Annotated in this window: 25 protein-coding genes; 6 read left to right on the plus strand and 19 right to left on the minus strand. The window is 68.0% G+C overall.

What is annotated here, in order from left to right; all coding sequences use genetic code 11:
- Nucleotides 1-13: 13 nt before the first annotated feature.
- From U9J23_RS12035 to U9J23_RS12100, 14 genes are all read right to left on the minus strand, one after another.
- Complete coding sequence (locus U9J23_RS12035; RefSeq protein WP_084222385.1) at nt 14-376, minus strand: hypothetical protein; 363 nt, start codon at nt 374-376, stop codon at nt 14-16.
- An 89-nt stretch (nt 377-465) separates the two neighbouring features.
- Nucleotides 466-1,011 carry an RNA polymerase sigma factor gene (locus tag U9J23_RS12040; protein ID WP_016692266.1) on the minus strand — a complete coding sequence of 182 codons (546 nt, stop codon included), beginning with the start codon at nt 1,009-1,011 and terminating at the stop codon, nt 466-468.
- 104 nt (nt 1,012-1,115) lie between these two features.
- The gene (locus U9J23_RS12045) at nt 1,116-2,405 is read right to left on the minus strand and encodes a DUF7373 family lipoprotein (RefSeq protein WP_272267376.1); all 1,290 of its coding nucleotides are present in this window, start codon (nt 2,403-2,405) and stop codon (nt 1,116-1,118) included.
- Nucleotides 2,406-2,449: 44 nt separating this feature from the next.
- Nucleotides 2,450-4,276, minus strand: coding sequence for an Hsp70 family protein (locus tag U9J23_RS12050; protein ID WP_272267378.1), 1,827 nt, complete (start codon nt 4,274-4,276; stop codon nt 2,450-2,452).
- A gap of 103 nt (nt 4,277-4,379) precedes the next feature.
- Nucleotides 4,380-4,697: a nucleotide exchange factor GrpE gene (grpE, locus tag U9J23_RS12055; RefSeq protein WP_033098152.1), complete on the minus strand. Its 318-nt coding sequence runs from the start codon at nt 4,695-4,697 to the stop codon at nt 4,380-4,382.
- Between the two features lie 40 nt (nt 4,698-4,737).
- Nucleotides 4,738-5,493: a hypothetical protein gene (locus tag U9J23_RS12060; protein WP_272267382.1), complete on the minus strand. Its 756-nt coding sequence runs from the start codon at nt 5,491-5,493 to the stop codon at nt 4,738-4,740.
- Nucleotides 5,494-5,713: 220 nt separating this feature from the next.
- Complete coding sequence (locus U9J23_RS12065) at nt 5,714-6,649, minus strand: energy-coupling factor ABC transporter permease (RefSeq protein ID WP_033098153.1); 936 nt, start codon at nt 6,647-6,649, stop codon at nt 5,714-5,716.
- Nucleotides 6,636-7,367, minus strand: coding sequence for an urease accessory protein UreD (locus U9J23_RS12070; protein ID WP_272267384.1), 732 nt, complete (start codon nt 7,365-7,367; stop codon nt 6,636-6,638). Before U9J23_RS12070 ends, U9J23_RS12065 begins: the two co-directional genes overlap by 14 nt.
- Nucleotides 7,368-7,369: 2 nt before the next feature.
- A complete protein-coding gene (ureG, locus tag U9J23_RS12075) occupies nt 7,370-8,140 on the minus strand; it encodes an urease accessory protein UreG (protein ID WP_264722611.1) in 771 nt (256 codons plus the stop codon).
- Nucleotides 8,133-8,828, minus strand: coding sequence for an urease accessory protein UreF (locus U9J23_RS12080; protein ID WP_016692258.1), 696 nt, complete (start codon nt 8,826-8,828; stop codon nt 8,133-8,135). Before U9J23_RS12080 ends, ureG begins: the two co-directional genes overlap by 8 nt.
- Complete coding sequence (locus U9J23_RS12085; protein WP_326602783.1) at nt 8,828-10,528, minus strand: urease subunit alpha; 1,701 nt, start codon at nt 10,526-10,528, stop codon at nt 8,828-8,830. Before U9J23_RS12085 ends, U9J23_RS12080 begins: the two co-directional genes overlap by 1 nt.
- Before the next feature lie 4 nt (nt 10,529-10,532).
- Entirely contained in the window at nt 10,533-10,862 is a 330-nt protein-coding gene (gene ureB / locus U9J23_RS12090; protein ID WP_059383476.1) for an urease subunit beta, read from the minus strand.
- 13 nt (nt 10,863-10,875) lie between these two features.
- Nucleotides 10,876-11,178, minus strand: a complete 303-nt coding sequence (locus U9J23_RS12095) for an urease subunit gamma (protein WP_120282630.1) — start codon at nt 11,176-11,178, stop codon at nt 10,876-10,878.
- Between the two features lie 439 nt (nt 11,179-11,617).
- On the minus strand, nt 11,618-12,280 hold the full coding sequence (locus U9J23_RS12100; protein ID WP_160875482.1) for a GAP family protein: 663 nt from the start codon (nt 12,278-12,280) through the stop codon (nt 11,618-11,620).
- Between the two features lie 347 nt (nt 12,281-12,627).
- Between U9J23_RS12100 and U9J23_RS12105 the strand changes: the two genes are divergently transcribed.
- Nucleotides 12,628-13,473 (plus strand): alpha/beta fold hydrolase, encoded by an 846-nt coding sequence (locus U9J23_RS12105; protein WP_326602788.1) that lies wholly within the window; start codon nt 12,628-12,630, stop codon nt 13,471-13,473.
- Between the two features lie 4 nt (nt 13,474-13,477).
- Here the strand turns inward: U9J23_RS12105 and U9J23_RS12110 are convergent, their stop codons facing one another.
- Together U9J23_RS12110 and ligD are read right to left on the minus strand one after the other, a co-directional pair.
- Nucleotides 13,478-13,879, minus strand: coding sequence for a TIGR03668 family PPOX class F420-dependent oxidoreductase (locus U9J23_RS12110; RefSeq protein WP_059383461.1), 402 nt, complete (start codon nt 13,877-13,879; stop codon nt 13,478-13,480).
- 22 nt (nt 13,880-13,901) lie between these two features.
- Nucleotides 13,902-14,870 (minus strand): non-homologous end-joining DNA ligase, encoded by a 969-nt coding sequence (gene ligD, locus U9J23_RS12115; protein ID WP_272267392.1) that lies wholly within the window; start codon nt 14,868-14,870, stop codon nt 13,902-13,904.
- Between the two features lie 104 nt (nt 14,871-14,974).
- Between ligD and U9J23_RS12120 the strand changes: the two genes are divergently transcribed.
- A complete protein-coding gene (locus U9J23_RS12120) occupies nt 14,975-15,910 on the plus strand; it encodes a formylglycine-generating enzyme family protein (RefSeq protein ID WP_326602792.1) in 936 nt (311 codons plus the stop codon).
- Between the two features lie 88 nt (nt 15,911-15,998).
- A complete protein-coding gene (locus U9J23_RS12125; RefSeq protein WP_229581999.1) occupies nt 15,999-18,326 on the plus strand; it encodes an arylsulfatase in 2,328 nt (775 codons plus the stop codon).
- 63 nt (nt 18,327-18,389) lie between these two features.
- Here U9J23_RS12125 and U9J23_RS12130 read toward each other — a convergent pair whose 3' ends face one another.
- Complete coding sequence (locus U9J23_RS12130; protein WP_006552054.1) at nt 18,390-19,220, minus strand: aldo/keto reductase; 831 nt, start codon at nt 19,218-19,220, stop codon at nt 18,390-18,392.
- A gap of 673 nt (nt 19,221-19,893) precedes the next feature.
- Here U9J23_RS12130 and U9J23_RS12135 point away from each other — a divergent pair.
- The 3 genes from U9J23_RS12135 to U9J23_RS12145 all read left to right on the plus strand — a co-directional run bounded on the left by U9J23_RS12135 (nt 19,894) and on the right by U9J23_RS12145 (nt 23,518).
- On the plus strand, nt 19,894-20,598 hold the full coding sequence (locus U9J23_RS12135; RefSeq protein ID WP_059383455.1) for a universal stress protein: 705 nt from the start codon (nt 19,894-19,896) through the stop codon (nt 20,596-20,598).
- Nucleotides 20,599-20,963: 365 nt separating this feature from the next.
- Nucleotides 20,964-22,253 (plus strand): Na+/H+ antiporter NhaA, encoded by a 1,290-nt coding sequence (nhaA, locus tag U9J23_RS12140; RefSeq protein WP_174479653.1) that lies wholly within the window; start codon nt 20,964-20,966, stop codon nt 22,251-22,253.
- Nucleotides 22,250-23,518, plus strand: a complete 1,269-nt coding sequence (locus U9J23_RS12145) for a glycosyltransferase family 87 protein (RefSeq protein ID WP_272267396.1) — start codon at nt 22,250-22,252, stop codon at nt 23,516-23,518. Before nhaA ends, U9J23_RS12145 begins: the two co-directional genes overlap by 4 nt.
- Here U9J23_RS12145 and U9J23_RS12150 read toward each other — a convergent pair.
- Together U9J23_RS12150 and U9J23_RS12155 are read right to left on the minus strand one after the other, a co-directional pair.
- Entirely contained in the window at nt 23,491-24,201 is a 711-nt protein-coding gene (locus U9J23_RS12150) for a FadR/GntR family transcriptional regulator (protein ID WP_085468243.1), read from the minus strand. The two genes, U9J23_RS12145 and U9J23_RS12150, sit on opposite strands and share 28 nt — an antisense overlap.
- Before the next feature lie 26 nt (nt 24,202-24,227).
- Nucleotides 24,228-25,946: an L-lactate permease gene (locus U9J23_RS12155; RefSeq protein ID WP_372462923.1), complete on the minus strand. Its 1,719-nt coding sequence runs from the start codon at nt 25,944-25,946 to the stop codon at nt 24,228-24,230.
- Nucleotides 25,947-26,003 lie beyond the last annotated feature (57 nt).

Raw genomic sequence — 26,003 nt, forward strand, 5'->3', positions numbered from 1 at the left:
CCCGGTCGGTGGGTTACGCGCCGAGATCGGGTTCGTCGACGTTGTCGGTGAAGCCGAACGAGGCTGCCTCGTCGTCGGATGAAGCCTCGCCGTTGTCGTCGTCGACAAGGCCGGGGTCGATTCCACCTGCGCTGTCGAGGTCGGCATCGGGGTCGAGGGCAGGATCGAGGTCGACAGAGTCGACGGTGACCGTCTCCGGAACGATCTCGTCGTCGTCCGGGATCAACGAGGTATCGACCGCGGCAGTGCCGGGGTCGGTGGCGATGTCGAGCGCGCGCTCCCAGACCTGATCGGGCAGTTCCGGTAGGTCGGCGAGCACATCGATACCGAGCAGCTCCCCCAGTGAGGGCAGCGGATCGGTCTCATCGCTTGTCATGGGCTCTTCCTTCTTCCCCCGTTGTCCGTCGTCGTCAGGTTGGAGTCGTGTGGGCCCCGGAATGTTCCTGCCACGTCCCAATCTACCGGTCAGGGATCGAGACCGGCGGGATCGAGGCGGGCGGGATCGAGCAGTTCGACGAGTTGTGCTCGCCCCCGGTTGATGCGGGTCTTGACCGTCGCGACCGGCACGTTCTGATGCTCGGCGATCTCGGCGTAACTCATCTGGGCGTATTCGCGGAGCACGACCGCGACGCGGAACTGTTCCGGGAGTCGAGCGAGGGCGTGACGCACCGCGTCGGTGTCGACGACGCGATCGGCCGGTCCCGGCACCGTGGAGGCCCGACCGAGGTCGATCTCGTCGTCGGGGATCTCGCGGCGCTTGCGCACGATCGCCAGCGCGGCGTTGCTCGCGATGCGGTAGAGCCAGGAACCGAAGCGGGAGGTGCCCCGGAATTTGTCGAGGTTCTGCCAGGCGGCGATCAGGGCGTCCTGCAGGGCGTCCTCGGCGTCGTGGCGGTTACCGGTGATCTGTACACATACCGCCCACACCTGGGTGCGCGACGGTTCCACCAGTGCGGCGAACGCGGCCCGGTCGCCGGACCGGCACCGTTCGATCAACTCCGTCTCGTGCATGGCACCCCCATCTGTACGCGGAGTAACCTACCCGGCCGCGTCGCGCAGCGGTCCGGTGACCGCCCTCGGTGTCGTGCACCGACGGTCACCGGACCGCGAGGAGGTCAGTTCTCGCCGAGGCCCATCTCCTCGGCGCGGACGAACTTCACGTACTGAGTGGCCACGCGCTGCGGCACGGTGCGCAGCGTGTCGGAGTCGGGATTCTCGTTGCCGATCGAGCGGAAGCCGGACAGTTCGGCCACGTAGCGGCCGTAGGTCATCAGGCACGCGGCGGCTCGACCGTCGGCGACGTCGCCCGACCAGCAGGTGGTGTTCGGAAGACCTTGCGTCAGCGAGGGGTCCTCGACCAGGTCCGGATACGTCTCGGCCGTGTGTGCAGCGAACGCGTCCTTCAGGACTTCGGCCTCGTCCGGGCCCGCGGTGCGATAGACGACGCTGTTGACCTTCGCGACACGATCGGTGCCGGTCTGCTCGAACACCACCTCGGTGTCGGCTGGAGCGGAGTCGTAGTGCAACCAGCCGTCCGGTCCGTAGACCGCCATGTCGGAGTTACGTGAGTACTCGCTGTCGACGAATCCCACGGCCCGGGCCATCACCTTGTCCAGATCGATGGGCAGCGAGGCGATCTCGTCGGTGGGGGTGGCCGGGAACCGGTCGAGCAGCTCGATCTGCTGTTGCACACCGCGCGTCGCGGTATCGGTGATCCACTCGGTCCCACCGCTGTCGTCGCCGCTGTAGGTGTAGACGACGAACATGCCGCGTGTGGTGAGCGTGCTCAGGGACGTGGTGGCCAGTTCCGGCCAGGAGTAGGTGGTGGCCAGTGTGTCGGGCAGTTCCGGCAGCGTCGTCGGGGTCTCCGGACCGGTGGAGAACGGACCGTCCGCGGGCCCGAGCTTGTACTCGTACAGGGCCTGCGCGGCGCCGGCGGCGTCCTCGGGGGTGGGGAATCGCCAGACGCTGACACCGAACTCGCGCCTGTCGTCGTCGGTGCTCCGGAAGCTGGTGAAGGCGTTGATGATCGAGAATTCTTTCAGGATCTCGTTCTCGCTGCCGGAGAAGATGTTGCCCGTGCCGCCGAGGAACACGCCGTTGGTCGATCCGCCGACGGTGAGGGCCGGGTCGACGGTGTGCGGGTGGACGACGAACTCGGCGAGTCGCTGGCCTTCCACCGCCGGACCGAAATCCTCGGCCGCCATGCCCAGCGCAACGAAATCGCGCGGCTGGGTGTTGTAGTCACCGGTATCGAGCGAGTCGAGATCCACACCGGCAGAGGTCTGTTCGGTCGTGGTCTCGTCGACGACGGTGGCGTCGCTGTCGGACGAGCAGCCGGCCACGGTGACGACGGTGACGGCCGCCAGGGCCAGGGCGAGACGGCCGGTTCGAGGGATGTGCATGAGAAGAGGACTCCTGAAGAGGAAGGTATGGGAGGTAAGGCAGGTCAGGCGTTCCAACCGAGTTCGGCGAGCAGTGCTTCGCCGCGCTCCGTCGTCGTCGAGAACTGCGCGACGAGTCCGGTGGACTTGTCGATGACGGTGAAGTACGAGTTGCCGCCCGGTGGGTGGTCGTAGTCGGCGATACGCGTGCCGTCCGCCGAGACGATCCTGGTGTTGTCGTTCTTGGCGTCACGGAGCCGGATGAAGTTCGAGCGTGCGTACTGATCGTCCCGGTACGCCGACACGGATTCGTAGTCGGTGGGCTCCATGCCCAGCGCCTTCCCGAGGTTGGAATTGGGGCTGATCTGGCACCGCACCTGCATGGCACCTTCCGAGGAGAAGCCGGACTTCTCGCACGAACTCGACCCGGTGAGCAACTTGGTCGGCAGCAGTTCGACCACCTCGTCGGTGCTCTCGCTGCGATAGACCGAATCCGATGTCGCCGGGGGCGGTGCTCCGGTGTCCGACCTGTCCTCGGCCACAGCGGGGGCGGCTGCGGCGCCGGCCGCCGCTCCGTCGTCCGCGTCCCCACGGGTGAGTCCGAAGACCGCCCCGGCGGCGACGAGCACCGCCAGCACGGCGGCCCCGGCGATGAGCAGGGGCCGAGACGGCCGTGACCGCTCCACGTCGCGCGTCGGTGCCGGGTTCGGTTGCGCCGCCGGGGTACCCGGACGGGGAACGCCGGGTCGGGGTGCTGCGGGGCGGGGAGTGTCCGGTCGCAGCACCTCGGTGTCGAGGTCGGCGGCGGGTTCGGTGGTGCGTCCGCCGGCGACGAACCCGGCCGCGCCCTTGGCCACGACGGTCTTCGGGTCGTCGAGGGTGGCGATGGATCCGAGTTCGGACAGCCGCCGATGCACGTACGGGATCCGGGAGGAGCCGCCGGTCAGATACAGCGCCTGCAGACTCGACCGGTCCACCCCGGCATCGCGCAGCACCTGGGCGGCGAGCTGCACGCCACGGGTGATCTGCGGTTCGATGAGCTGCTCGAACTCGTCGCGGGTGATGGTGAAGGTCAGATCCGCGCCGTTGCCGGTGACCCGGATCGTCGCCGAGGGATGCTCGGAGAGCAGTTCCTTGGCGCGGCGGATCTGATCGTCGAGGGTGCGACGGGCGTCGAGCCCGTCCGGGGTGCGCAACCACGCCGCCAGATCCGGATCGTCGTCACGCAGGCGTTCGTCGACCCAGCGGGCGACGGTGGCGTCGAGGTTCTTGCCGCCGAGGGTGTTGTCGCCGCCGGCCCGGATGACCTCGAAGGTCCATTCGCTCGTCGCGGTGAGCACGGCGATGTCGAGGGTGCCGCCGCCGAAGTCGAACACCGCGATCGTCGAGCCCTTGACGATCTTCGCGTCGTGCTGGCGCGAGTAGTAGAACGCCGCGGCGCGGGGTTCGGAGATCAGCGAGACGCTGCCGCCGAGTCCGGCCAGGGATGCGGCGTGGCGCAGCACGTCGAGTTCGCGCTGAGACCAGGCCTCGGGGTGGGTGAGCACGACCTCCGCCGGCGGATGGTTGTTGTGCCGGGGTAGCGCCTGGTTGTAGACGGTGCGCAGGACCGAGGCGATGGTGTGGGCGACGGGGACGTCCTGGCCGCGGACCATCACCGACCCGACGGCCACGTGGGTCTTGGGGCAGGCGACGAAGCCGGCCGGGTCCACGGTGGCCTGGTTGATGGCCACGTCGCCGGTGGTGATCGCCCCGGTGTGGTCGACGTACACCGAGGACGGCATGAGGTTGGAGGTGTGGGTCAGCGGCAGTGATTCGACCCGGTCCGGCCCGATCCGGTGCGCCGCCGACGTGTTGGACGTGCCGAAATCGACCGCCAGAACCCAGCTCATCTCGATCGTGCCTTTCGAATGCGAACCCACAAAACCTGCATGGACGGTGCGATGACCGCCGCGGACTTTATAGCGGCGAACGGTCGTCGCCCGGTGGCGGGTGTCACGACGCCCCCGGACTGGGGTACTGCGCCGGCGGAACCTGCACCCGCACCTCGACGTACCGCAGGATCTGCCCCTCGTGACACCAGCCGGGCCGGATCATTGCGGCGACCAGGTTCTCGTCCGCCGGTGCCGCTGCCGGCGTCACCGCCACCGCACGGTGACGGCTCGGATCGAATCGCGTACCGGGCTCGACGGCCAGACGTTCGACCCCCAGATCGGCGAGTCGTGCGGTCGCGGCGGCGCGCTCGGGCCCGTCCGCCGCGACATCCGCCGCCGCGATCAGTTCGTCGATCCGCTCACGGATCTGCGGTGACATCACCTGCTTGCCCTTCGTCTCGGATCGGTCGGAGTGGGTCTCAGACCAGATCGGAACCGGCGTCGGTCGACTCGGAACCGTTGTCGAAGGCCGAGACGTCGACGTAGTCGTCGGCGATGCCGTCGCCGTCGTAGTCCACCGCACCGGAGTGCAGGTCCACCACCACGTCGACCTCGCCGTCGCCGTCCTCGTCGAAGACGGCCAGATCGAGGCGGCCGTCACCGTCGAGATCACCGGCGACGGCGTCGATGTAACCGTCACCGTCGCGGTCGAACTCGATCAGGTCGGCGTTGCCGTCGCCGTCGGAGTCGCTGATCTGCGCGTCGGTCCTGCCGTCGCCGTCGTAGTCCACCAGCGACAGGTCGACCTGTCCGTCGCCGTCCACGTCGACGTCGGCGACGCGGGTGCCGTCACCGAGGGTGTACTCGTCGAGCACGACCGGCTCGGTGGAGGCCGATCCGGAGGTCACGCTCGAGGTGGACTCGGCGTTCTCCGCGGCGGCGCGGTCGGAGGCCGAGGAGGCCGATCCGGCGGAGCTCGACGCACCCGAGTTGCTCGCCGATCCGTAGGACGAGTCCGAGCTCGAGGAGCCGGAGCTGTCGTACCGCTCGTAACGCTCGTAGGACTCGTAGCTCGTCGATCCCGACTGGTCGGACGACGAGGAGCCGTAGGACGAGTTGCTGTCGTAGGAGGACTGCGAGCCGTACGACGAGTCCGCACGGTCGCTGGCGGTGGACTGCGATGCGGCGCGGTCGGCGTTCGAGGAGCTGCTGCCGGGGAAGGAGTTGGTAGCCATGGTGGGTGCCTCTTTCGGTGTCTCGGTGACTGACACAGGTAAGAGAGACCGGGAGGCGGAAAGGTTCCCGCCGAATCGAAGAAATTTCCGAGATTCCTGATCGGCGGTGAAAACGCCAGGTCACGGAGCTGCAACGGTCGGTGATCGTATCGGTTGCGAAACGCCGAACGGTGCGGCCGCATCAGCGACCGCACCGCTCGAAGGGGCTTCGAGAGGACCGTTACGCGCTCTGACGGACCGGCGTGTGACGACCCATCGCGGTGAGGGCGGCGCCGATCACCGCGGTGGCGGCGAGCCCGGCCAGTGCCGCGAGGAATTCGGTGCCACTGAGCGTGCCGTAGTCGGCGAGGCCGGGAAGACCGGCGAAGGCGGCGTCACCGACCGGCAGCGAATAGGCACCGACGATGTGCTCGAGACCGTCCGGACTACCGGACGCGCCGAGAGCCAGCGCACAGGCGCTGACCACGCCCAGACCGCCGATCGCGGCGAGACCACGTCGGACGGCAACAGGAGTGACGGAGGACCGTGCGTCCCACGCGGCGACGCCGGGCGCGAACGCCATCACGGCGCTCAGCACGGCAGCGGTGATGAGGGCTTCACCGAGGCCGATGGTCAGGTGGACCGCAGTCAGATCGCCGATGAACGCTGCTGCGGCGCCGGTTCCGGCGGTCGCCGAGTACGCGACGCCGAGAACTGCGGCACTCACCGGCACGGACAGACCGGCGCCGACGGCGGCGGTGGTCCGCGTCAGCTTCCCGAGGCCGAGTCGCTCGGCGCCGGTACGGACACCGGCGGTGACGAGGACGGGCAGCACCGCCATCAGCAGCACGTTCACCCCGAGGGCGTTGATCCCGCCGTCCCCGAACAGCAATGCCTGCACACCGACGACGGCGGTCATCGCGAGAAGCGCGAGCCGGGGCCCGAGAAGCGCGGTCGCGAGAGCGCCGCCGATGAGATGGCCGCTGATGCCGCCGGCAATGGGGTAGTTGACCATCTGAGCGCCGAAGATCATCGCTGCGGTCGTTCCGGCGAGAAGGGTGTCCCGGCTCGTGATGCGCGGCCGCCCGGCGGTGGCGGCGAGGACGACCGCACCGGTGGCGATCGCCGCGGCGGGCGCGGTGGCGCTCATGGGGAGGAAATGGTCAGGGACGTGCATGGGTGAGACTCCCTTCGAGGGTGGACGGGTGAACGTGTGCGGAGCGCCAGGAGCGCCAGGTCGACTCGAGTGGCGAGGAGTGGGTATCGGCACCGAGGAACCGCAGCAGGCTGCCGGGCCCTTCGAGCTGGACGACGCCGTCGCCCTCGGCGCGTCGCCCGTAGGTCGCGATGACGTCGTGCACCCGCGCGGAACCGAGGATCCCGGGCTCGGGGAACGCGCCGTGCGCGTACAACTCCTCGACGAAGAGGGGACGACGATCGAGAGTGACCGAGGTACGGCTGCGGATCGCGCCCCCGGTTTCTCCGTGGCGTCCGAGGACGAGGGTCTCCCGCATGCTCGCGGCGGCATCGGAGGCGAGTTCGATCCGGGTGTCGCGGTGCACGCGGGCGCCGGTGGCGATCACGAACGGGTAGGTGTCCCAGACGAGAGTGCCGCCCTCGGCGACGGTGATCCGCACGTCCCACCGGGACAACCGGTTGTCGGCGTCGTAGGCGACGGTGCCACCGATGTCCTGCAGTTCGAGCGTGCACCCGGCGTCGACGTGGACGTCGACGGTCACCGAGTCACCACCGAGCAACAGCGCGCCGGCGGCGACGAGGGCGACACGCGCGTGGTCCGGACCGACCTCGACCGTGCGGGGGACGAGCATGCCCGCCCGCAGGGCCAGGCGTGCCCGGTCCGGTGCGCGGTCGATACGGATCGTGGTGCGGGACATGATCAGTCGTGCGTGTGTGCGACGGCGTGATCGTGGCTGTGACCGTGACCGTGACCGTGACCGTGCCCATGGCCGTGATCGTGGTCGTCGTCCTCGTCGGCGTGGAAGTGCGGAGCCATCGGACCGGGATCGACAGGGGTGTGCGACCCGGCGCGATGGGCCGCCAGCATCTCGCGCACCCAGTCACCGAGCGCCTGCACGGATGCGGCGTCGGTCCGGGACAGCGCCAGCACCGGTCCGCCTTCGCGGGCCTTCTCGGCGTCGGCGACCATCTGCGGCACGTCGACACCCACATAGGGGGACAGATCGGTCTTGTTCACCACGAGCAGGTCGGCGCGGCTGATGCCCGGACCGCCCTTGCGGGCGACGTCGCCACCACCGGCGACATCGAGCACGAAGATCTGCGCGTCGACGAGCGCGGGGGAGAAGGTCGCGGTGAGGTTGTCGCCGCCGCTCTCCACCAGGACGACGTCGAGCGGCGCGAAGTCGCGTTCGAGATCCTCGACGGCCAGCAGGTTCATGGTCACGTCGTCGCGGATCGCGGTGTGCGGGCACGCACCGGTCTCCACCGCGCGGATGCGCTCGGGGTCGAGCACGCCCGCCGAGCGGAGGAAACGGGCGTCCTCGTCGGTGTAGATGTCGTTGGTGATCACGCCGAGCTGCAGCTCGGACGCGAGGGTGCGGCAGATGGTCGCGATCAGCGAGCTCTTGCCCGTGCCGACGGGACCGGCGACGCCGAGACGGAGCGAACGGGTGGTGGTGTGTTCAGGCACGGAACAGCCTTTCTGGAGCGGATGCGTGGGCTTCGGCCCACAATTCGGTCTGGGGACCACCGGTGGCCGGGATGTCCGCCGGATCGGTGAGAGCGGACAGCTCGGCGATGAGCGGTTCGAGATGAGCGCAGGCCTCGAGCGCCCATCGCGAACCGGTGGCCGGGTCGGTGGGGTGCAGTTTGAGGAAGGCCGCGACGATCGCCTGCGCCTCCTCGTACAGCACCAGTCGTGCGGTGTCGATCGCCGGGATGCGCGCGAGCGCCGCGATGGCCCCGACGACCAGTCCCCGCGAGGGCCGCGGGGTCCGGGTGTCGAGATCGTCGAGAACGGTGGAGGGCCACAGGTTCCGGGCCAGTCGCAGATAGCCGCGGGCCAGCAACCGGGACGCGTCGCGCTGGGCCGGGCCCGGAGTGCGCGCCGCCCAGTGGTCCTCGATCTCGTCGATCCGGAGCGTCAGGGCGGCTCCGGCAGCGGCGTCCACCGCGTGCCGGGTCACCACGGCGACGCCGGCCTCGACCGCCGCCGAGGTGCGCAACCGCGCGACGAGGAAGCGGCGCACCTCGGTCGGCGACATCCCACCCTGGAGCGCGGGTTCGAGCCCACCCGAGTTGACGTTCCCGCCGACCGGCGCGCGCCCGTCCGCGAGAAGGAGCAGCACCGTGGTGGGGGACAGAGTGTCGGGCAACATCAGAACATCGAATACAGCTGCGCGAGCGGCAGTTCGGTGGCCGGCGCCGGAACGACCCGCTCGCCGTCGATGTCGATGTCGAAGGTGTCGGGGCGGATCTCGATGCGCGGCAACACGTCGTTCTGCTTCATGTCGGCCTTGCCGATGTGCCGGGTCGGCCGCAGCGGCAACAGTCTGCGGCGCAACCCGAGTCGTTCTACCAGGCCGTCGTCGAGGGCGGCGGGGGAGACGAACGACACCGACGTGTGCGGAGCGAGCGCATCGCCGAACGCCGGTCGCTGCAGCACCGGTTGCGGCGTCGGGATCGAGGCGTTGGGGTCGCCGAGCGCGGCCCAGGCGATCGATCCGCCCTTGATGACCAGCGACGGCCGGATGCCGAAGAACTTCGGATCCCACAGGACCAGATCGGCCATCTTGTCGACCTCGATCGAACCGAGTTCGTGGTCGACGCCGTGCGCGATCGCAGGGTTGATCGTGTACTTCGCGACGTAGCGGCGGGCCCGTTCGTTGTCGGCGGGCATGCCACCGTCGAGCGCCCCGCGCCGGTTCTTCATCACGTGCGCGACCTGCCAGGTGCGGGTGACGACCTCACCGATGCGACCCATCGCCTGGGCGTCGGACGAGGTGATCGACAGCGCGCCCATGTCGTGCAGGATGTCCTCGGCCGCGATGGTGGTGGCCCGGATCCGGGACTCGGCGAACGCGAGGTCCTCCGGGACGGCCGGGTTGAGATGATGGCAGACCATCAGCATGTCGAGGTGCTCGTCGACGGTGTTGATCGTGTGCGGCAACGTCGGGTTGGTCGAGCCCGGGATGATGTGCGGCAATCCGGCGATGCTCAGGATGTCCGGGGCGTGCCCGCCGCCTGCGCCTTCGACGTGGAAGGCGTGGATCGAGCGTCCGCCGATCGCGGCGAGCGTGCTCTCCACGAAGCCCGCCTCGTTGAGCGAGTCCGAGTGCAGCGCGACCTGCAGTCCGTGCTCGTCGGCCGCGCGCAATGCCGCATCGATCGCGGCCGGTGTGGAGCCCCAGTCCTCGTGCACCTTGTATCCGGCGGCCCCGGCGAGGGCCTGTTCGCGCAGTCCTTCGGCGGAGACGGTGTTGCCCTTGCCGAGCAACAACACGTTCACCGGCAGCGCGTCGAGCGCGCGGTGCATCTGCATCAGATGCCACGGGCCCGGCGTGACGGTGGTGGCCTTCGATCCTTCGGACGGGCCGGTTCCGCCGCCGGCGATGGTGGTGATGCCGGTGGCGAGTGCCTCGACGATCTGCGACGGCGACAGCAGGTGCACGTGCGAGTCGAACGCGCCCGCGGTGAGGATGCGACCTTCACCGGAGATGACGTCGGTGGACGGGCCGATCTGCAGCTTCGGGTGCACGCCGTCGGCGATGTCGGGGTTGCCGGCGCGGCCGAGGGCGACGATGCGACCGTCGCGGATACCGACGTCGGCACGCACGATGCCCCACCAGTCCAGAACGATCACGTTCGTGATGACGGTGTCGGGAGCACCTTCGGCCCGGGTCGTCACGCCCTGGGCCATCGATTCGCGGATGGACTTGCCGCCACCGAAGACGGCTTCCTCGCCGCCGAAGGTGCGGTCCTCCTCGATCTGGATCCACAGGTCGGTGTCACCCAGGCGTACCTGGTCGCCGACTGTCGGTCCGTACAGTGCCGCGTACTCGGCGCGTGTGATCTTCACGTTCTCAGTCCTCCTGCTTCCGCACCTGGATGCCGGGCACGACGCGTCGCCCGCGCAGGGCGACGGCGCCCAGTTCGCGGCTGCTGCCGGGTTCGAAGCGCTGCGAGGTCCCCGACGGGATGTCCAGGCGGAAGCCCTGCGCGCGTTCGCGGTCGAACTCGAGGGCCGCGTTCGCGTCCGGCAGGTGGATGTGCGATCCGATCTGGATGGGACGGTCACCGGTGTTGAGGAAGACGAGGGTGATGCGCTCGTCGTCGGAGCGATCCGCGTTGAGGGTGAGGGAGCCCTCGGCGACGCGAATCGCTCCGGGTCCCGAAGTCGGTCCGGATGCCATGTCGGGGCTCCTTTCAGGAAATCGGGTGGTGGATCGTGACGAGTTTGCGTCCGTCCGGGAAAGTGGCCTCGACCTGCACGTCGGCCAACATCTCGGCGACGCCGTCCATCACCTCGTCGCGGGCGAGGACCTCGCGGCCCTTCACCATGAGGTCGGCGACGGCGGCGCCTTCGCGTGCCCGCTCGATCACCCAGGTGGACAACAGGGCAACGGCTTCGGGATAGTTCAGTCGGACGCCGCGGTCCCGCCGGTCGCGCGCCACCATGCCGGCGACGGCCAGAAGGAGTTTCTCGGTGTCGGCGGGAGTCAGCTGCATATGTCGTTCTTTCGTACGAGTCGGCGGTCGTGCAATCGATGCCGATCATGCGCGGCTGTTGTTTCGTGGACGTTACCCCCGCGTATCGCGGAGAAATCCGGACACGCCGACCTCAGAAGTGCTGCCGCACTGCGTGACCGCGACGACACCCGGAGCGGGATGTCTCTACCGTCGTTCTGGTCGAACAGTCCTACGGCCGCTCCCGATCGATCGGAAACGGCCGTAGGTCAGCGATATTCGAGACGTTCGTCGCTAGGACGGAACGGAGACCTCCTGATATCCCGCGAGGATTTCGTCGGTGTGTTCCCCGTGCAGCGGCGGCGCCGACCGCAGCGGTGGTCGCTGCCCACCGAAATTGACCGGGAACGCGCTAAGGTAAGTGTGGTGCCAGGGCCGGATCATCCCTCGAAGGAGGCGGTATCGGAATCCGTCGCGGACGTCAGCCCAGTGCGCCGACACCCTTACCAATCAGTGTCACGCCGATGACCAGCACCAGCACGCTCATCACCGCAGTGTTGTGGGCGCGCAACCAGGATTCGAGCTCGTCCAAGGGGCCGCGCAGGCGGTCGGCCGCCAGCAGATAGCCCAGTACCGGCAGCACCACGGTGGACGCCGCGAGAATCGCGAACACCGCGATGGACACGACGGTGCCGCCGCTCGTCAGATCGGCACCACCGATCGCGACACCGGCCGCGGCACACATGATCAGATTCTTCGGGTTGATCGCAGCGAGCGCGAAACCCAGCCCGGCGCTCTTGGCGACGGTCATGTGATCGATCGTCTTCATCCATGCCGGAGTGTCGTGTTCGGCGCGACGATTGCGCCACTGACGGAGACCGACGACCAGCAACAGCACACCCAGGACGATCTCGATCGTTGCCCTCGATGTCGACGGATCGTCCTGCGAATCGGTGACGACCCCGCCCAGAAGAGCGAACACCACCGTGGCGACGACGATGCCGACCAGCCAACCGCCCGCGAATCCGAGGCTGGTGGTTCTCGCCCGGTCGGAGAGCAGCATGAGGATGGTCGCGATGATCGGAACGGGGGAGACCGCCACACCGACGGCCAGCGGAAGCAGTTGTCCCAGTACCGCGCCCATCGGTGCTCCTGTCGTTGGAAGCAGACGCCCGTATTGTGCTCCCCCCGGACACGGAATTCGTGCAGAACGACGGTTCGGGGCGGATTCATCCGGCGCAGTCGACCTCGAGTCGAATCGAGGTCACAGTGGGGATCGATGAGATCGGCGAGTTGCACCGGTCTGTCCGAGTAACGCCCGATCCGCGCCACCGACGCGGACGGGAACGAACCTCGATCGCGAAGGAGCCGATCATGGGACAGGCACACCACATCACAAGGACCACCGAGGACGTGATCGACCGGTTCGACCGGGCGTTCCGCTACTCGAAGACCGCACCGACCGTCACTGCACCGGAAGGTTGAGCAACGGTGACCACCGTCAGTGCCAACGGGGTCGATCTGGGCATCGAGTCCTTCGGCGACGCGGACGCACCACTCGTCCTGCTCGTCGGCGGGACGACGATGCTCTCGTGGCCCGACGAACTGTGCGAGCGGCTCGCGGCGGGTGGGCGTCGTGTCGTGCGGTACGACCTGCGGGATTGCGGGGAGTCGACGACGAAGGACCCGGACGTGCCCGGCTACACCCTGCGCGACCTCGCCGACGATGCGGCAGCCCTCGTCGACGCGCTCGGCGGCAGGCCGGCGCATCTCGCGGGCATCGGTGTCGGCGGGATGGTCGCCCAGGTCGCTGCGCTCGACCATCCAGCCGCGTTCCGAGCCCTGACCCTGGTGGGGACGCGTTCGGTCGCACCGGGCCCGTGCGACCGCGACCTTCCCGATCACGACGCAGCGACGATGAAGCGCATGTTCGCACTTCCGATGCCCGAGTGGGCCGATCGCACGGCCGTGGCAGAGTTCGCCGCTGCCCGCGCAGCAGTCCTCGGCGACGATCCGGACGCCGCGCGCGCGGTCGCCGAGCGCATCTGGGGCCGCACACCGAACGATCAACCGTCGGCCCACTCCGCTAATCAACTCGGAATGGTCTTCTCCAGGCTCGATTGCACGCCCCGCTGGCGGGAACGCTTGCCCGAGGTCGGCATCCCGGCCCTCGTCGTGCACGGTCGCCGGGATCCGTTCTTCCCCGTCGGCAACGGAGAAGCCATCGCACGCGAGATCCCGGGAGCGCGGTTGCTCGTCCTGGACGATGCCGGCACCGCGGTCCCTGTTGCGGCAGTCGACGTGATCGCCGAGGCGATGCTCGCGCTGGATCGTTAGCTGCTCACGCGGACCAGGACCGCCAGCGCAGCCTGTCGATGGTGATCACCGGTCCCGGTGGTCGTTTCGCCTGGTACTGCGGGTATTTGCGGACGAGTGCGTCGATGCCCGCAATTCCCTCGGCAGTGTCCGCGTCGTGGACCGTGGCGATGCCGTCGATGCGGACCCACCACAGCTGCGACCAGTCGTCGCTGTAGTGGTCGACGAGCACGCACACCCGCGGGTTCTCTGCGATGTCGGCGAGGCGACGTAGGCGCCGGGTGGATTTCGGCTTGTCGTCGACGCAGGTGTGGATCACGTCGCCGTCGAGGGCGAACATGATCGGGACGAGATGCGGCTCGCCGGACCCGTCGGCGGTGGCGAGGCGGGCCACTCGGGCATCGGCGACACTGCGACGGACATCCATGTGCCTCACGGTAACCGGACGGTCAGTGGCGGCCGGGCAGATCGACCTCCGGCACCGTCTTGTCGGTGCGTAGTCCTCGCCAGCTCGGATGCCGGAGGCTTCCGCCTGCGTACTCCCGGTACTCGACCTCTCCGACGAGGATGGGTTCCACCCAGTGGGCTCCGTGGGTCTCCCGAGCCGGCGGCGCAACTGCCAACGGGGTCGTCGGTCGCTCCAAGGGACGCAGCTGCGATCGCAACTCACGTCTGGTCGCAGCGGTGAACCCCGTCCCGACCCGGCCGATGAACACCAACCGTTCCTCGTCGTCGTGGGCGCCGAGCAGCAGTGAACCGATGCCGCCGGCAGCCTTGCCGGATCCGGGGAGCCACCCGACGACGACCACCTCGGTGTTCCGACGCAGCGGCGTCTTGATCCAGCCGTCGCTGCGGGTCCCGGGTAGATACGGTGCGTCCGGGTCCTTGGCGACGATCCCTTCGAGGCCGCGTTCGCGCGCGACCGTGAGCATGGTCGGTGCGTCGACATCGGTCCAGTAGGGCGACAGCTGAACCCGCGGTCCGGGGACGACCAGATCGTCGAGGACGGCCCGGCGCTCCAGATAGGACAACTCCGTCGTGGACTGTCCGTCGAGAGCGAGGACGTCGAACAGGTAGATCAGGACCGGTAGCTCGGCACGTAGCTCCTCGGTGGGGCGGTGGACGTGCATGCGGCGCTGCAACCGGGCGAAGGACGGCCGCCCCTCGGCGTCGAGCGTGACGATCTCGCCGTCGACGATGCAGTCCCGGCCGTCCGTCGCAGTGGTGAGCGGGTGGGGGAGTTCGGGGAAGCTCCGGGTGATGTCGTTGCCGGTGCGGCTGGTCAGCCGGCACTGTCCGTCGGCCACCGTGGCGAGGGTGCGCTGGCCGTCCCATTTCATCTCGAACGCCCAGTTCCCGGTCGGCGGCGGACCGAGGGTCGCCAGCATCGGGGACAGTTCCGTCGTCGTGGAGGGCATGTCCCGAGTCTGCGGTACGGGGCCGGGACGGGACCGGAGAATGCGCGGTCTCGTCCGTCGGTGCGTCCCTCGCGTCCCGACCCGGGCCGTGCGAGGCTGACGTCATGACGCGTGCCGCGACACAGAACATGACTCTCATCGCCGGAGGCACGTTCTGGATGGGCTCCGAGGACTTCTATCCGGAGGAGCGACCGGTCCACCAGGTGACGGTCGACGGGTTCTGGATGGACACGCACCCGGTGACCGTCGCCGAGTTCCGGCGCTTCGTGAAGGACACCGGATACGTCACCACCGCGGAGATCGCGCCCGACCTCGCCGATTATCCGGGCGCCGATCCGTCCCTGCTCGTGCCCGGATCGCTCGTGTTCACGCCTCCGCCGGGACCGGTACCGCTCGACGACTACACGCGCTGGTGGTCGTTCGTCCCGGGTGCCGACTGGCGCCATCCCGAAGGCCCGGGCAGCACCGTCGACGGGCGGGAACGGCATCCCGTCACCCACGTCTCGTGGTTCGATGCCCGCGCCTACGCCGAGTGGGCCGGCAAGGAGCTGCCGACGGAGGCGGAATGGGAGTTCGCCGCCCGCGGCGGACTCGACCGCACGGCCTTCACATGGGGGGACGAACACGAACCGAAAGGCCGACCCGGCGGGAACGTCTGGCAGGGCGAATTCCCGTGGCAGAACCTCGAAACGGACGGATTCGCCGGAACCTCACCTGTCGGACACTTCCGGCCGAACGGATACGGCCTCCACGACATGGCGGGCAACGTATGGGAGTGGACCGCCGACTACTTCACCGCGAACCATGCTTCGAGTGGCAAGAATGTCGCGCCGGCGTCGTCGTGCTGCATCCCGACCAATCCCCGCGTCGACAAGGCCGAACACGATCCGCGCGAACCGTATCCGCGCCGCGTCATCAAGGGCGGATCGCACCTGTGCGCCCCGAACTACTGCCTGCGTTACCGACCCGCCGCCCGCCAGGGCGACACCGAGGAGACCGCGACGTGCCATATCGGATTCCGCTGCATCATTCGCCCGTGAGAGGGCAGGTTTCACCCTGGTCAGGGGTGTATGCGGCCCGATACCGGTGGTGTACTGGGAACGGATGGGGTGAAAAGAGGCTTCCACCATGAGCCAGGATCTGCGTCCGAATCCGATCCCGGGCGGAGAAACTCTGCCGTTCCCACCGGTGCCGTCAGGAAGCATCGCAGGACGGACCATGCAGGAATCGGTCTACAGCCCACGCGCACAACACCGTCGCCTTCCCGACGACGCCCCGAACATCCTGGTCGTCCTCATCGACGACGCGGGCCCCGGTCTGCCGAGCGCATTCGGCGGCGAGGTGAGCACACCCACGCTCGACCGCCTGCTCGACGAAGGCATCAGCTACAACCGCTTCCACACCACGGCGATGTGCTCGCCCACCCGCGCATCGTTGTTGACCGGACGCAATCATCACCGCGTCGGAAACGGGCAGATCGCCGAACTCGCCAACGACTGGGACGGATATTCCGGGCACATCCCGAAATCGAGCGCCACCGGGGCCGAGGTGCTGCGCCACTACGGTTACACCACAGCGGCTTTCGGCAAGTGGCACAACACTCCTGCGGAGGAGACCACCGCAGCGGGTCCCTTCGACAACTGGCCCACCGGAGTCGGTTTCGACTACTTCTACGGTTTCCTCGCCGGCGAGGCGTCGCAGTACGAGCCGAATCTCGTCCGCAACACCACCGTCGTCCTGCCCCCGAAGACTCCCGAAGAGGGCTACCACCTCAGTGAGGACCTCGCCGACGACGCGATCGGCTGGTTGCGCCGCCACAAGGCGCTCGATCCGTCCCGGCCGTTCTTCATGTACTGGGCCAGCGGATGCCTGCACGGGCCACACCACATCATGAAGCCGTGGGCCGACCGGTATGCGGGCAAGTTCGACGACGGATGGGACGCCTACCGCGAGCGCGTGTTCGAGCGGGCCAAGGAGAAGGGCTGGATCCCACCGGAGGCCGAACTCACCGAGCGGCACCCCACCATGACGGCCTGGGACGACATCCCCGACGACGAGAAGCCCTTCCAACGACGCCTCATGGAGGTCGCGGCAGGATACGCCGAACACTGCGACGTCCAGGTGGGGCGGCTGTTCGACGAACTCGACCGGCTGGGCTACCGCGACAACACCCTGGTCTTCTACATCTGGGGCGACAACGGGTCGTCCGGTGAAGGCCAGAACGGCACCATCAGCGAACTGCTCGCGCAGAACGGGATCCCCACGACCACCGCCCAACACATCGCGGCCCTCGACGAACTGGGCGGACTCGATGTTCTCGGCTCCCCGAAGACCGACAACATGTACCACGCGGGTTGGGCCTGGGCGGGCAGCACGCCCTACAAGGGCATGAAGCTCCTCGCCTCCCATCTCGGGGGAACCCGCAATCCCATGGTGGTGCGCTGGCCCGTGCGCGTCACGCCCGATCTCACCCCACGGACGCAGTTCCTGCACTGCAACGACCTGGTGCCTACCTTCTACGAGCTGCTGGGCATCACACCGCCGCGGACCGTCGACGGGATTCCGCAGGATCCGATCGACGGCGCCGGTTTCGCCCGGACCTTCGTGGACCGTGACGCGCCGGCGGGCAAACTCACCCAGTACTTCGAGGTCATGGGCAGCCGAGCGATCTACCACGACGGATGGATGGCGTCGGCCTTCGGTCCCCGCGCACCGTGGCTGCCCGGTCTGCCCGGCGGGATCCGCGATTGGAGCCCGGACGACGACACCTGGGAGCTCTACAACCTCGACGAGGACTGGACGCAGAACCACGACCTCGCCGAGCAGTACCCCGAGAAGTTGGCCCAGATGCGGGAGATCTTCGCGATCGAAGCAGCCAGGAACAACGCTCTTCCCATCGGTGGGGGGCTCTGGGTCGCGGCGATCCATCCGGAACAACGCATCACCACGCCGTACACGAGTTGGGATTTCACCGGCGACGTCACCCGCATGCCCGAATTCTGCGCTCCCGCACTGGGAAACAAGAACAACCGGGTCTGCATCGACGTGACCTTCCCGGAGCGGGCGCACGGCGTCCTCTACGCGCTGGGGGCCAACGGTGGTGGCCTGACGTGCTTCGCGGACGACGGTTACCTCTGCTACGAATACAACCTGTTCATCCTGATGCGGACGAAGATGCGCTCGGAGAGCCGCGTCGCGCCCGGACACCACCTCGTCGAGGTGGTCACCAAGTACGCCGAAGCGCGCCCCGGCGGTCCGTTGAACGTCCGGATCTCCGTCGACGGGCAGTCGGTGGGGGAGACCGTCGTACCGGTCAGTGCGCCGTTGCTGTTCACGGCGAACGACTGCCTGGACATCGGCACCTGCCTGGGTTCACCGGTCTCGCTCGACTACTTCGACCGCGCACCGTTCCCGTTCGACGGGAGCATCGACAGGATGACCGTCGAATACACCTGAACGCAGCTCTTCGAGCGCCTTACCGACTCCGGGCGGTGGATCCGCCCGGAGCCGCGAGGTCTGTCAGTTGAACTCGTCCGGATGAGGTCCGGTGCGCAGATCGCGATCGGCACCGGCGATGGTCGACATGTCCTCGTCGGTCAGCTCGAAGTCGAAGACCTCGAAGTTCTCCCGGATCCGGGACGGCGTGACCGACTTCGGGATGACGACGTTGCCGAGCTGCAGATGCCAGCGCAGCACCACCTGGGCCGGCGACTTGCCGGTGCGTCCGGCGATCGACGTGATCGCCTCGTCGTCCAGCACGGCGCCCTGGGCGAGCGGGCTCCACGCCTCGGTGGCGATGCCGTGCTCGGCGTGGAAGGCGCGCAGTTCGCTCTGCTGCAGACCGGGGTGCAGTTCGATCTGGTTGATCGTCGGGACGAGCGAGCTGCCGTCCAGCAGGCGCTGGAGATGGGCGGGCTGGAAGTTCGACACGCCCGCGGCGCGGAGGCGTCCTTCCTCGACGAGGCGTTCGAGCGCACGCCAGGTGTCGGCATAGAGATCGCGGGCCGGAGTCGGCCAGTGGATGAGGTAGAGGTCGAGACGATCGAGGCCGAGCGCGGCAAGACTGGTGTCGAAGGCGCGGAGGGTGGCGTCGTAACCCTGATCGGAGTTCCACACCTTCGTCGTGATGAACAGCTCGTCGCGGGACAGTCCGGAGTCCGCCAGCGCGCGGCCGACGCCGGCCTCGTTGCCGTAGGCCGCGGCGGTGTCGATGTGGCGGTAGCCGGTCTCGAGTGCGGCGCTGACGGCCGCGGTGGTCTCGTCCTCGGGGATCTGGAAGACGCCGAAGCCGAGCTGGGGGATCTCGACGCCGTTGTTCAGGGTGACGGTGGGGATCGTGGACGATGTCACGGGATGGTGCTCCTTCGGGGGTGTTCGCGTAGTTCGGGGTCAGAGTCGGACGGGGTCGACGGCAGCACGGGAGGTGCTGTGGAGGTCGGGTTCTGTGAATGTGTGAGTTGCGTTGGCGTAATCGTCCTTTCGCTGTAGTCGGTGGGACAGGACCGCCGGGATCAGAGCGGACGCGGCCAGGACGGCCCCGACGGCGTTGGGTGCCGTGTACCCGAATCCGGCGGATATCACCATGCCGCCGAGCCAGGCGGCCAGGGCGTTGCCGAGATTGAAGGCACCGATGTTGGCAGCGGACGCCAGGGTCGGGGCGCCGTGCGCATGGTCGAGGACGTGCTTCTGCAGGGACCGCGGGTTGCTGTCGCGCTATCTGTGTCCCACCGATCGCCGCAGCATCTACACTGACGTCACCGACGCCATCCGGCAGTTGCAGGACGATGATCGGACGGATGCCGCCGGGGCCCGGCACGACGCTGAACGGGGGGCGATCTCGCGCGACGTCCTCCGCGCGCAGACCTGTCGGAGCAACAGGTGAGATCACGCGGCCGGGTCGGGTATCGTCTCCCCTGGTGTGCCGGGAAGTCTGGTCGGCGGGAGCAGCTTTCTTCGACGACCCCGGAGGGGACATGAACGCAGCGGTACACCTCTTCTCGGCCCACGCACCTGGGGGTACGCCATGAACTGGGCCGTCTTCGTCGCCTTCCTCGTCGTATGGGTGCTGTCAGGACTCGTGACCGGTCTGTGGATGGCACGTCGAGGCCACGACCCTCGCTGGACGATCATCGCCGTCATCCTCGGACCGCTGTTCGTCCCCATCGCCTTCGAGCGCATCGAGCGTGTTCCCCGGCCCGTCGAAGTGACGACGGTGGCCCGGCAGCACGCCGGAGAGGCCGATGAAGGCGGACTCCGCGTGATGGTCGGCTACGACGGATCCACCGAGGCCAAGCATGCGCTGGACGCGGCGCGACGATTGTTCGGCCCGGCCGGAGGAGTGCTCGAACTCGTTGTCGTGATCTCCTACGACGACGCCGGCGATCCCGACTCCGAGCTCCTCGCCACGGTGCGACGACGACTCGAGCAGGCCGTCGAATCGATGGGTGATATTTCGGTGGGATATGCCGTCCTTGCCGGCCCGGCCGGTCGATGCCTGGGTTGGTTCGCCGAGGAACACCACGCCGACGTTCTCGTCGTGGGACGCCGCGGACGAGGCATGTCCTCCCGAATGCTCGGTAGCGTCGCCGAATACCTCATCGGACACTCTCATGTGCCTGTGCTCGTCGTCGATCCCACCGTCGTCTCGCCGGACGCGGGTGCGAACGAACCCACGGTCGCAGTTCGGGTCGCTCCCGAGGAGAATGTGACGGGCACCGCGTCGACCTGACCCGATACGGTATGGTCGATCTCGGTGCGCCGGGAAGTCTGGTCGGCAGAAGCAATTACGTCGTCGAACCGGAGGACCCGTGTCTGTACCCATCTGTCCCGTCGCCACCCGTCCCGCCCGAGCCCTGCAGCCGGCGCAGTGACCGGCACCCTCGCGGAGCACGTCCACCGCAGCGCCGAAGGTCGCATCGGCCTCCCGGCTGCGTGTCGGCGTCCGACACCGAAATCGCAGGGATGCCCTAGTTTTCGGTATCCGATCCCACTATCGGATTCGGAACATATTGCCGCTCATGCCGATCGTGCGCATCCGGCCCGGCCGGCCGCCGTTCGCGCACCGCGTGCCGTCGAGAATTCCGAGGACCTGTGATGCCGAACATCTTCTCCGGAGTCCCCTTCCTCTCGCGCGGAACATGGCAGGACACACGCCGCGTGACGGAGATCCTCCGCAAGGAGACCGTCGGCGGTGTCCTGCTGCTCATCGGCGCCGTCATCGCATTGATATGGGCGAACACAGGATGGTCGGATTCCTACGATGCCCTGCGGGAGACCCGGATCGGTCCGGCATCGTGGCACCTGGACCTGACCCTGGGCACCTGGGCGGCCGACGGCCTGCTCGCCGTGTTCTTCTTCGTCGTCGGCGTCGAACTCAAACGGGAATTCGTCGAAGGCAGTCTGCGGGATCTGCGGCGTGCCGCCATGCCGGTGACCGCCGCCCTGGGCGGCATGATCGTCCCGGCCGTGATCTTCGCCGTCATCAATCTTCGTGGTGGCGCCGACGCGTTGAACGGATGGGCGGTCCCGACGGCGACCGACATCGCGTTCGCCGTAGCGATTCTCGCCGTCATCGGTAGTCATCTCCCGTCGGCGCTGCGAACGTTCCTGCTCACCCTCGCCGTGGTCGACGACCTGCTCGCCGTGACCGTGATCGCGGTCTTCTACACCGACGAGGTGAACCTGCTCTACCTGGGCGGGGCGCTGATCCCGTTGGCGCTGTTCGGCATCGCGCTCCGACGCGGCTTCGGTTCCTGGTGGCTCCTGGTGCCGTTGGCTGCAGTGACCTGGTGGCTGGTCCACGAATCCGGTGTGCACGCAACCATCGCCGGTGTACTGCTCGGCTTCGCGGTTCCCGTCGCCCGGCAGGTGGGGGACCGCACGATTCCGGTCGCCGAGCACGTCGAACACCGGATCCGGCCGCTGTCCGCCGGTATTGCCGTGCCGGTCTTCGCCTTCTTCGCCGCCGGCGTCACCGTCGGAGGATTCACCGGCCTGGCGAACGCCCTCACCGATCCCATCTCCGCCGGGGTGATCGCCGGTCTGGTCGTCGGCAAGGTCGTCGGGATCTTCGGGGTCAGCTACCTGGTGGCGCGCTTCACCCGAGCACATCTCGACGACGAGCTGAGTTGGGTGGACGTGCTGGGTGTGTCCCTGCTCGGTGGAATCGGCTTCACGGTGTCCCTGCTCATCGGCGACCTCGCCTACGGTGCAGGTACCGTCGCGGCCGATCACGTGAAGGTCGCCGTGCTGTGCGGATCGTTGCTCAGCGCCGCTCTGGCCTCGACTGTTCTCGTCGCCCGTAACCGTGCCTACCGCAGGATCACGGCGGCCGAGCAGGTCGACGAGGACGGCGACGGGATTCCCGACGTCTATCAGCGATGATCGAGAACTCGAATCACGGCCGGGACGGTCGGCCGTGGTGGGTCCAGCCGACCGTGCGGTCACCGCAGGCCCTGCTGAAGTGTGTCTTCTGGCCGATCGCCGTGATGCTCGTCGTCCATCGCACGGCGATCCTCGCCGTCGACGGTGCGCGCACGGACGACTTCACCGGTGTCTACCGCGCAGCCGTCGCCTTCTGGAACCGTGAACCGGTCTACACAGCGACGTACGAACACGTCGACCCGCACTACCTCTACCCGCCGTCGGGTTCGCTGCTGATCGCACCGTTCGCGGCCCTCGAACACGAACTCTCACGATGGGCGTTCATCGGGGTCAACGCGGCGGCCGTCCTCGTCGCCGTGTACCTCGTCGTGCGGATGTTCGGGTACACGGCGCGATCGGCGGCGTTCCCGATCGCGGTGACGGTCGCCTTCGCTTCCGAATCGGTGATCAACACCCTGGTGTTCACCAACATCAACGGTGTGGTCCTACTCGGTCAGATGGCGTTCCTGACATTGTTGCTGGCGCGGCGGGACCTCTGGGCCGGCGCGGCAATCGGGGTGACCTTCGCGATCAAGCCGATTCTCGCGCCGTTGCTGTTGCTTCCCGTGCTGCGCCGCCAGAGCAAGGCTCTCCTGACCGCCGCAGCGGTGCCGGTCGGGCTCACCGCATTGGCGTGGCGGTGGGCTGCGGATCCGTGGCAGTTCGTCGAACGCACCGTCCCGTATCTGCTGCAGTCCCGCGACTACTTCAACAGTTCGATCACCGGCAACGGCACCTACTACGGTCTGCCCGAGCCCCTGATCCTCGGGTTGCGCATCGGTTTCGCGGTGCTCGCCGCGGCCACGATGTATCTGCTCCACCGTTACCACCGGCACGACGAGGTGTTCTTCGTCGTCACCGGTGCCGGCGTGCTGATGACCGCGTCGTTCCTGCTCGGTTCGCTCGGGCAGATGTACTACTCGATGCTTCTGTTCCCGTTGCTCATGAGCGTGGTCCTCCCACAGTCCGCGATGCGGAACTGGCCGGCATGGCTGGCGGTGTACGGCTTCCTCAGCGCCGACGAATGGTATTCGGGCAGATGGGTGGAGGCGGGCCGGTACGCCGAGTACATGCGCCCGACACTGGGCTGGTCGCTGCTGCTCATCGTGATATTCGCGGTGCTGGTCGATCGCCGACGATCCGCACGCGTCCCCGAACCGGTCACAGACCCTTCGGTGGACATCGCTCGGACAGGGCGTCAGAACGCGTCGGCGCCGAAACTCTGAGCATAGTAACCGCGGATGTGCTCGACGATGCGCTTGCGGGCGAGCGTGGCATCGCCGGCGCGGACCGCGTCGACGAGACCGCGGTGCTCGTGACGCAGCCGCACGCAGGTCGCGGGCCAATCGGTGTGCGGTGCGCCCGCGAGGACGTAGCTCTCGATGGAGTCGCGCAGACCGGCCATCATCGCCGCGACGACAAGGTTGCCGGCCGCGTCGGCCATCGCGACATGGAACTGGGCGTCGAGAACCAGGAACTCGGGTGCCGCCAACTCCGGATCGTCCATCGCGTCCAGCAGTTCCTCGGCCGGGGTGAGTTCCGGCGCCGGGGTCCGGTTGGCCAGCGTCTGCATCACTTCCGTCTCGAGCACCAGACGCGTGCGGACGATGTCGGACACCGGGAAGTTCTGCGCCGCGACCTGCAAGCGCATGAGCATCGACATCCCGCCGGTGGGTCGCGAGACGATCATCGCGCCGGCGTTCGGCCCGGAGCCGGTGTGGGTGCTGAGCAGCCCGAGGGCCTCCATCACCCGCAGTGCCTCACGAACCGAAGACCGGCCGACGCCGAGTTGTGCGGCGAGCGTGCGCTCCGGGGGCAGACGCTGGCCCGGGCCGAGTTCTCCCGAGACCAGCATCTGCTCCAGGTGGTTGAGCACCTGCTCCCACGCACGACCCTCGGACGACGACATGACTTCAGAGCCTAGTCGATTCCGGATCAGGGGAGCATCCAGGACAACACCGGCGTGGACTGCAGGTAGACCAGCACACAGAGGATGACGAGCATCGCGACGCTGTAGCCGATCACCTTGCGCAACAACACCGATTCGCTGCCCGGCTGATCGACCGCGGTGGCGGCGATGGTGAGGTTCTGCGGGCTGATCAGCTTGCCGACCACACCACCGGAGGTGTTCGCCGCGACCAGCAGGGTCGGGTCGATGCCGGCGGTCTGCCCGGCGGCCTGCTGCAGGCGGGCGAACAGGGCGTTGGCGGATGTGTCCGAGCCGGTGACGGCGGTGCCGAGCCAGCCGAGGATCGGGGAGAACAGGGCGAAGATCGCGCCGGTGCCGGCGAGCCACGTGCCGATCGCGACGGTCTGGCCGGACTGGTTCATCACGTAGCTCAGGCCCAGGACGGTGGCCACCGTGGCGATGGCGAGCTTCATCCGCACGACGGTGGTGCCGAAGGTGGCCACGGCCTGGCGGACGGTCAGCGGGAACATGCCGCCGCTGTCCCACCGCGCGTAGACGAGGGTGACGATCGCGCCGCTGAGCAGCAGCAGTGTTCCCGGCGACGACAACCACGAGAAGGTGTAGACCGCGCTGCTCGACGCGTCGCCGTTGCCTGTGAGCAGATTGCCGTACAGGCCGGGCCACTCGATCTTGACATCGGTGGCGGCGAGACGCTCCGGCAGATCGACACCGACGGTCCACAGCTTCGCAATACCGAACACGGTGATGACCAGCAGGTACGGGAACAGGGCCATGACGACGCGCGAGGTGGTCAGCGACTCGTCGGCGACGGGACGCTGCGGAGCACGAGCGGCTCCGGGTCCCTCCGTGCCGGCCTGGACCGCGATGGTATCGGTGCGGGTGCGCGAGAGCTGGTCCTCGGGGGTCCGCGGCTTCCAGACCTGCAGCATCAGTACGGCGGCGGTGAGACCGGCGAGCGAGGCGACGACATCGGTGAGTTCGTACGAGAAGTGGCTCGAGCACCAGAACTGGGCGAGCGCGAAGGTCGTGCCGGTGACCAGTGCGATCGGCCAGGCCTGCCGGACACCGCGACGACCGTCGACGAGGAAGAGCAGCAACAACGGCACGAAGAGAGCCAGGATCGGTGTCTGACGGCCGACGACGGCGGCGATCTCGGTGGCGGGGATGTCGGTCAGGGCGCCGGCGGTGGTGATCGGGATGGCCATGGCGCCGAAGGCGACCGGTGCGGTGTTGGCGATCAGGACCGTGACCGCGGCCCGCAGGGCGGGCATGCCGAGGGTGACAAGCATGGCGCCGGTGATAGCGACGGGCGCGCCGAATCCGGCGAGTGCTTCGAGCATGCCGCCGAAGCAGAAAGCGATGAGCATCGCCTGGATCCGCATGTCGCCGTGACCGATCGAGTTGAAGATGCGCCGCAGATCCTCGAACCGGCCACTGACGACGGTGAGTTCGTAGAACCAGATCGCAGTGATCACGATCCACATCACCGGGAAGAGCCCGAAGGTAATACCCTGCAGGGCGGACAGGCCGGCCAGCGGCGCGGGCATGTCGAAACCGATGATCGCGACGACGAGCGCGACGACGAGGGCGCCGAGTCCGGAATACCAGGCCTTGAGTTTGAAGCCGGCGAGCAGGACGAAGAAGGTCAGCAGCGGCGCAAGGCCCACGAGAGCCGATGCGGTGAGGCTGCCTGCGATGGCGTCAGTGGCGGGTGTGAATGTCACCGCCGATATCCGGGTTGCCACACGAAACTCCTGTGGTTGCGCCGCTGTTCGCGGCGG

The organism is Rhodococcus sp. PD04, from assembly GCF_035918275.1.
GTDB classification, from domain to species: domain Bacteria; phylum Actinomycetota; class Actinomycetes; order Mycobacteriales; family Mycobacteriaceae; genus Rhodococcus; species Rhodococcus rhodochrous.

Excerpts from the sequence above, each read along its gene's own strand:
- U9J23_RS12070 (WP_272267384.1), bottom strand. The coding sequence starts at position 7,367 with ATGTCCCGCACCACGATCCGTATCGACCGCGCACCGGACCGGGCACGC.
- U9J23_RS12145 (WP_272267396.1), top strand. The coding sequence starts at position 22,250 with ATGATCGAGAACTCGAATCACGGCCGGGACGGTCGGCCGTGGTGGGTC.
- U9J23_RS12100 (WP_160875482.1), bottom strand. The coding sequence starts at position 12,280 with ATGGGCGCGGTACTGGGACAACTGCTTCCGCTGGCCGTCGGTGTGGCG.
- U9J23_RS12035 (WP_084222385.1), bottom strand. The coding sequence starts at position 376 with ATGACAAGCGATGAGACCGATCCGCTGCCCTCACTGGGGGAGCTGCTC.
- U9J23_RS12045 (WP_272267376.1), bottom strand. The coding sequence starts at position 2,405 with ATGCACATCCCTCGAACCGGCCGTCTCGCCCTGGCCCTGGCGGCCGTC.
- nhaA (WP_174479653.1), top strand. The coding sequence starts at position 20,964 with ATGCCGAACATCTTCTCCGGAGTCCCCTTCCTCTCGCGCGGAACATGG.
- U9J23_RS12135 (WP_059383455.1), top strand. The coding sequence starts at position 19,894 with ATGAACTGGGCCGTCTTCGTCGCCTTCCTCGTCGTATGGGTGCTGTCA.
- U9J23_RS12095 (WP_120282630.1), bottom strand. The coding sequence starts at position 11,178 with ATGCAGCTGACTCCCGCCGACACCGAGAAACTCCTTCTGGCCGTCGCC.
- grpE (WP_033098152.1), bottom strand. The coding sequence starts at position 4,697 with ATGTCACCGCAGATCCGTGAGCGGATCGACGAACTGATCGCGGCGGCG.
- U9J23_RS12060 (WP_272267382.1), bottom strand. The coding sequence starts at position 5,493 with ATGGCTACCAACTCCTTCCCCGGCAGCAGCTCCTCGAACGCCGACCGC.
- U9J23_RS12065 (WP_033098153.1), bottom strand. The coding sequence starts at position 6,649 with ATGCACGTCCCTGACCATTTCCTCCCCATGAGCGCCACCGCGCCCGCC.
- U9J23_RS12040 (WP_016692266.1), bottom strand. The coding sequence starts at position 1,011 with ATGCACGAGACGGAGTTGATCGAACGGTGCCGGTCCGGCGACCGGGCC.
- U9J23_RS12110 (WP_059383461.1), bottom strand. The coding sequence starts at position 13,879 with ATGGATGTCCGTCGCAGTGTCGCCGATGCCCGAGTGGCCCGCCTCGCC.
- U9J23_RS12050 (WP_272267378.1), bottom strand. The coding sequence starts at position 4,276 with ATGAGCTGGGTTCTGGCGGTCGATTTCGGCACGTCCAACACGTCGGCG.
- ureB (WP_059383476.1), bottom strand. The coding sequence starts at position 10,862 with ATGGCATCCGGACCGACTTCGGGACCCGGAGCGATTCGCGTCGCCGAG.
- U9J23_RS12080 (WP_016692258.1), bottom strand. The coding sequence starts at position 8,828 with ATGTTGCCCGACACTCTGTCCCCCACCACGGTGCTGCTCCTTCTCGCG.
- U9J23_RS12150 (WP_085468243.1), bottom strand. The coding sequence starts at position 24,201 with ATGTCGTCGTCCGAGGGTCGTGCGTGGGAGCAGGTGCTCAACCACCTG.
- ligD (WP_272267392.1), bottom strand. The coding sequence starts at position 14,870 with ATGCCCTCCACGACGACGGAACTGTCCCCGATGCTGGCGACCCTCGGT.
- U9J23_RS12120 (WP_326602792.1), top strand. The coding sequence starts at position 14,975 with ATGACGCGTGCCGCGACACAGAACATGACTCTCATCGCCGGAGGCACG.
- U9J23_RS12125 (WP_229581999.1), top strand. The coding sequence starts at position 15,999 with ATGAGCCAGGATCTGCGTCCGAATCCGATCCCGGGCGGAGAAACTCTG.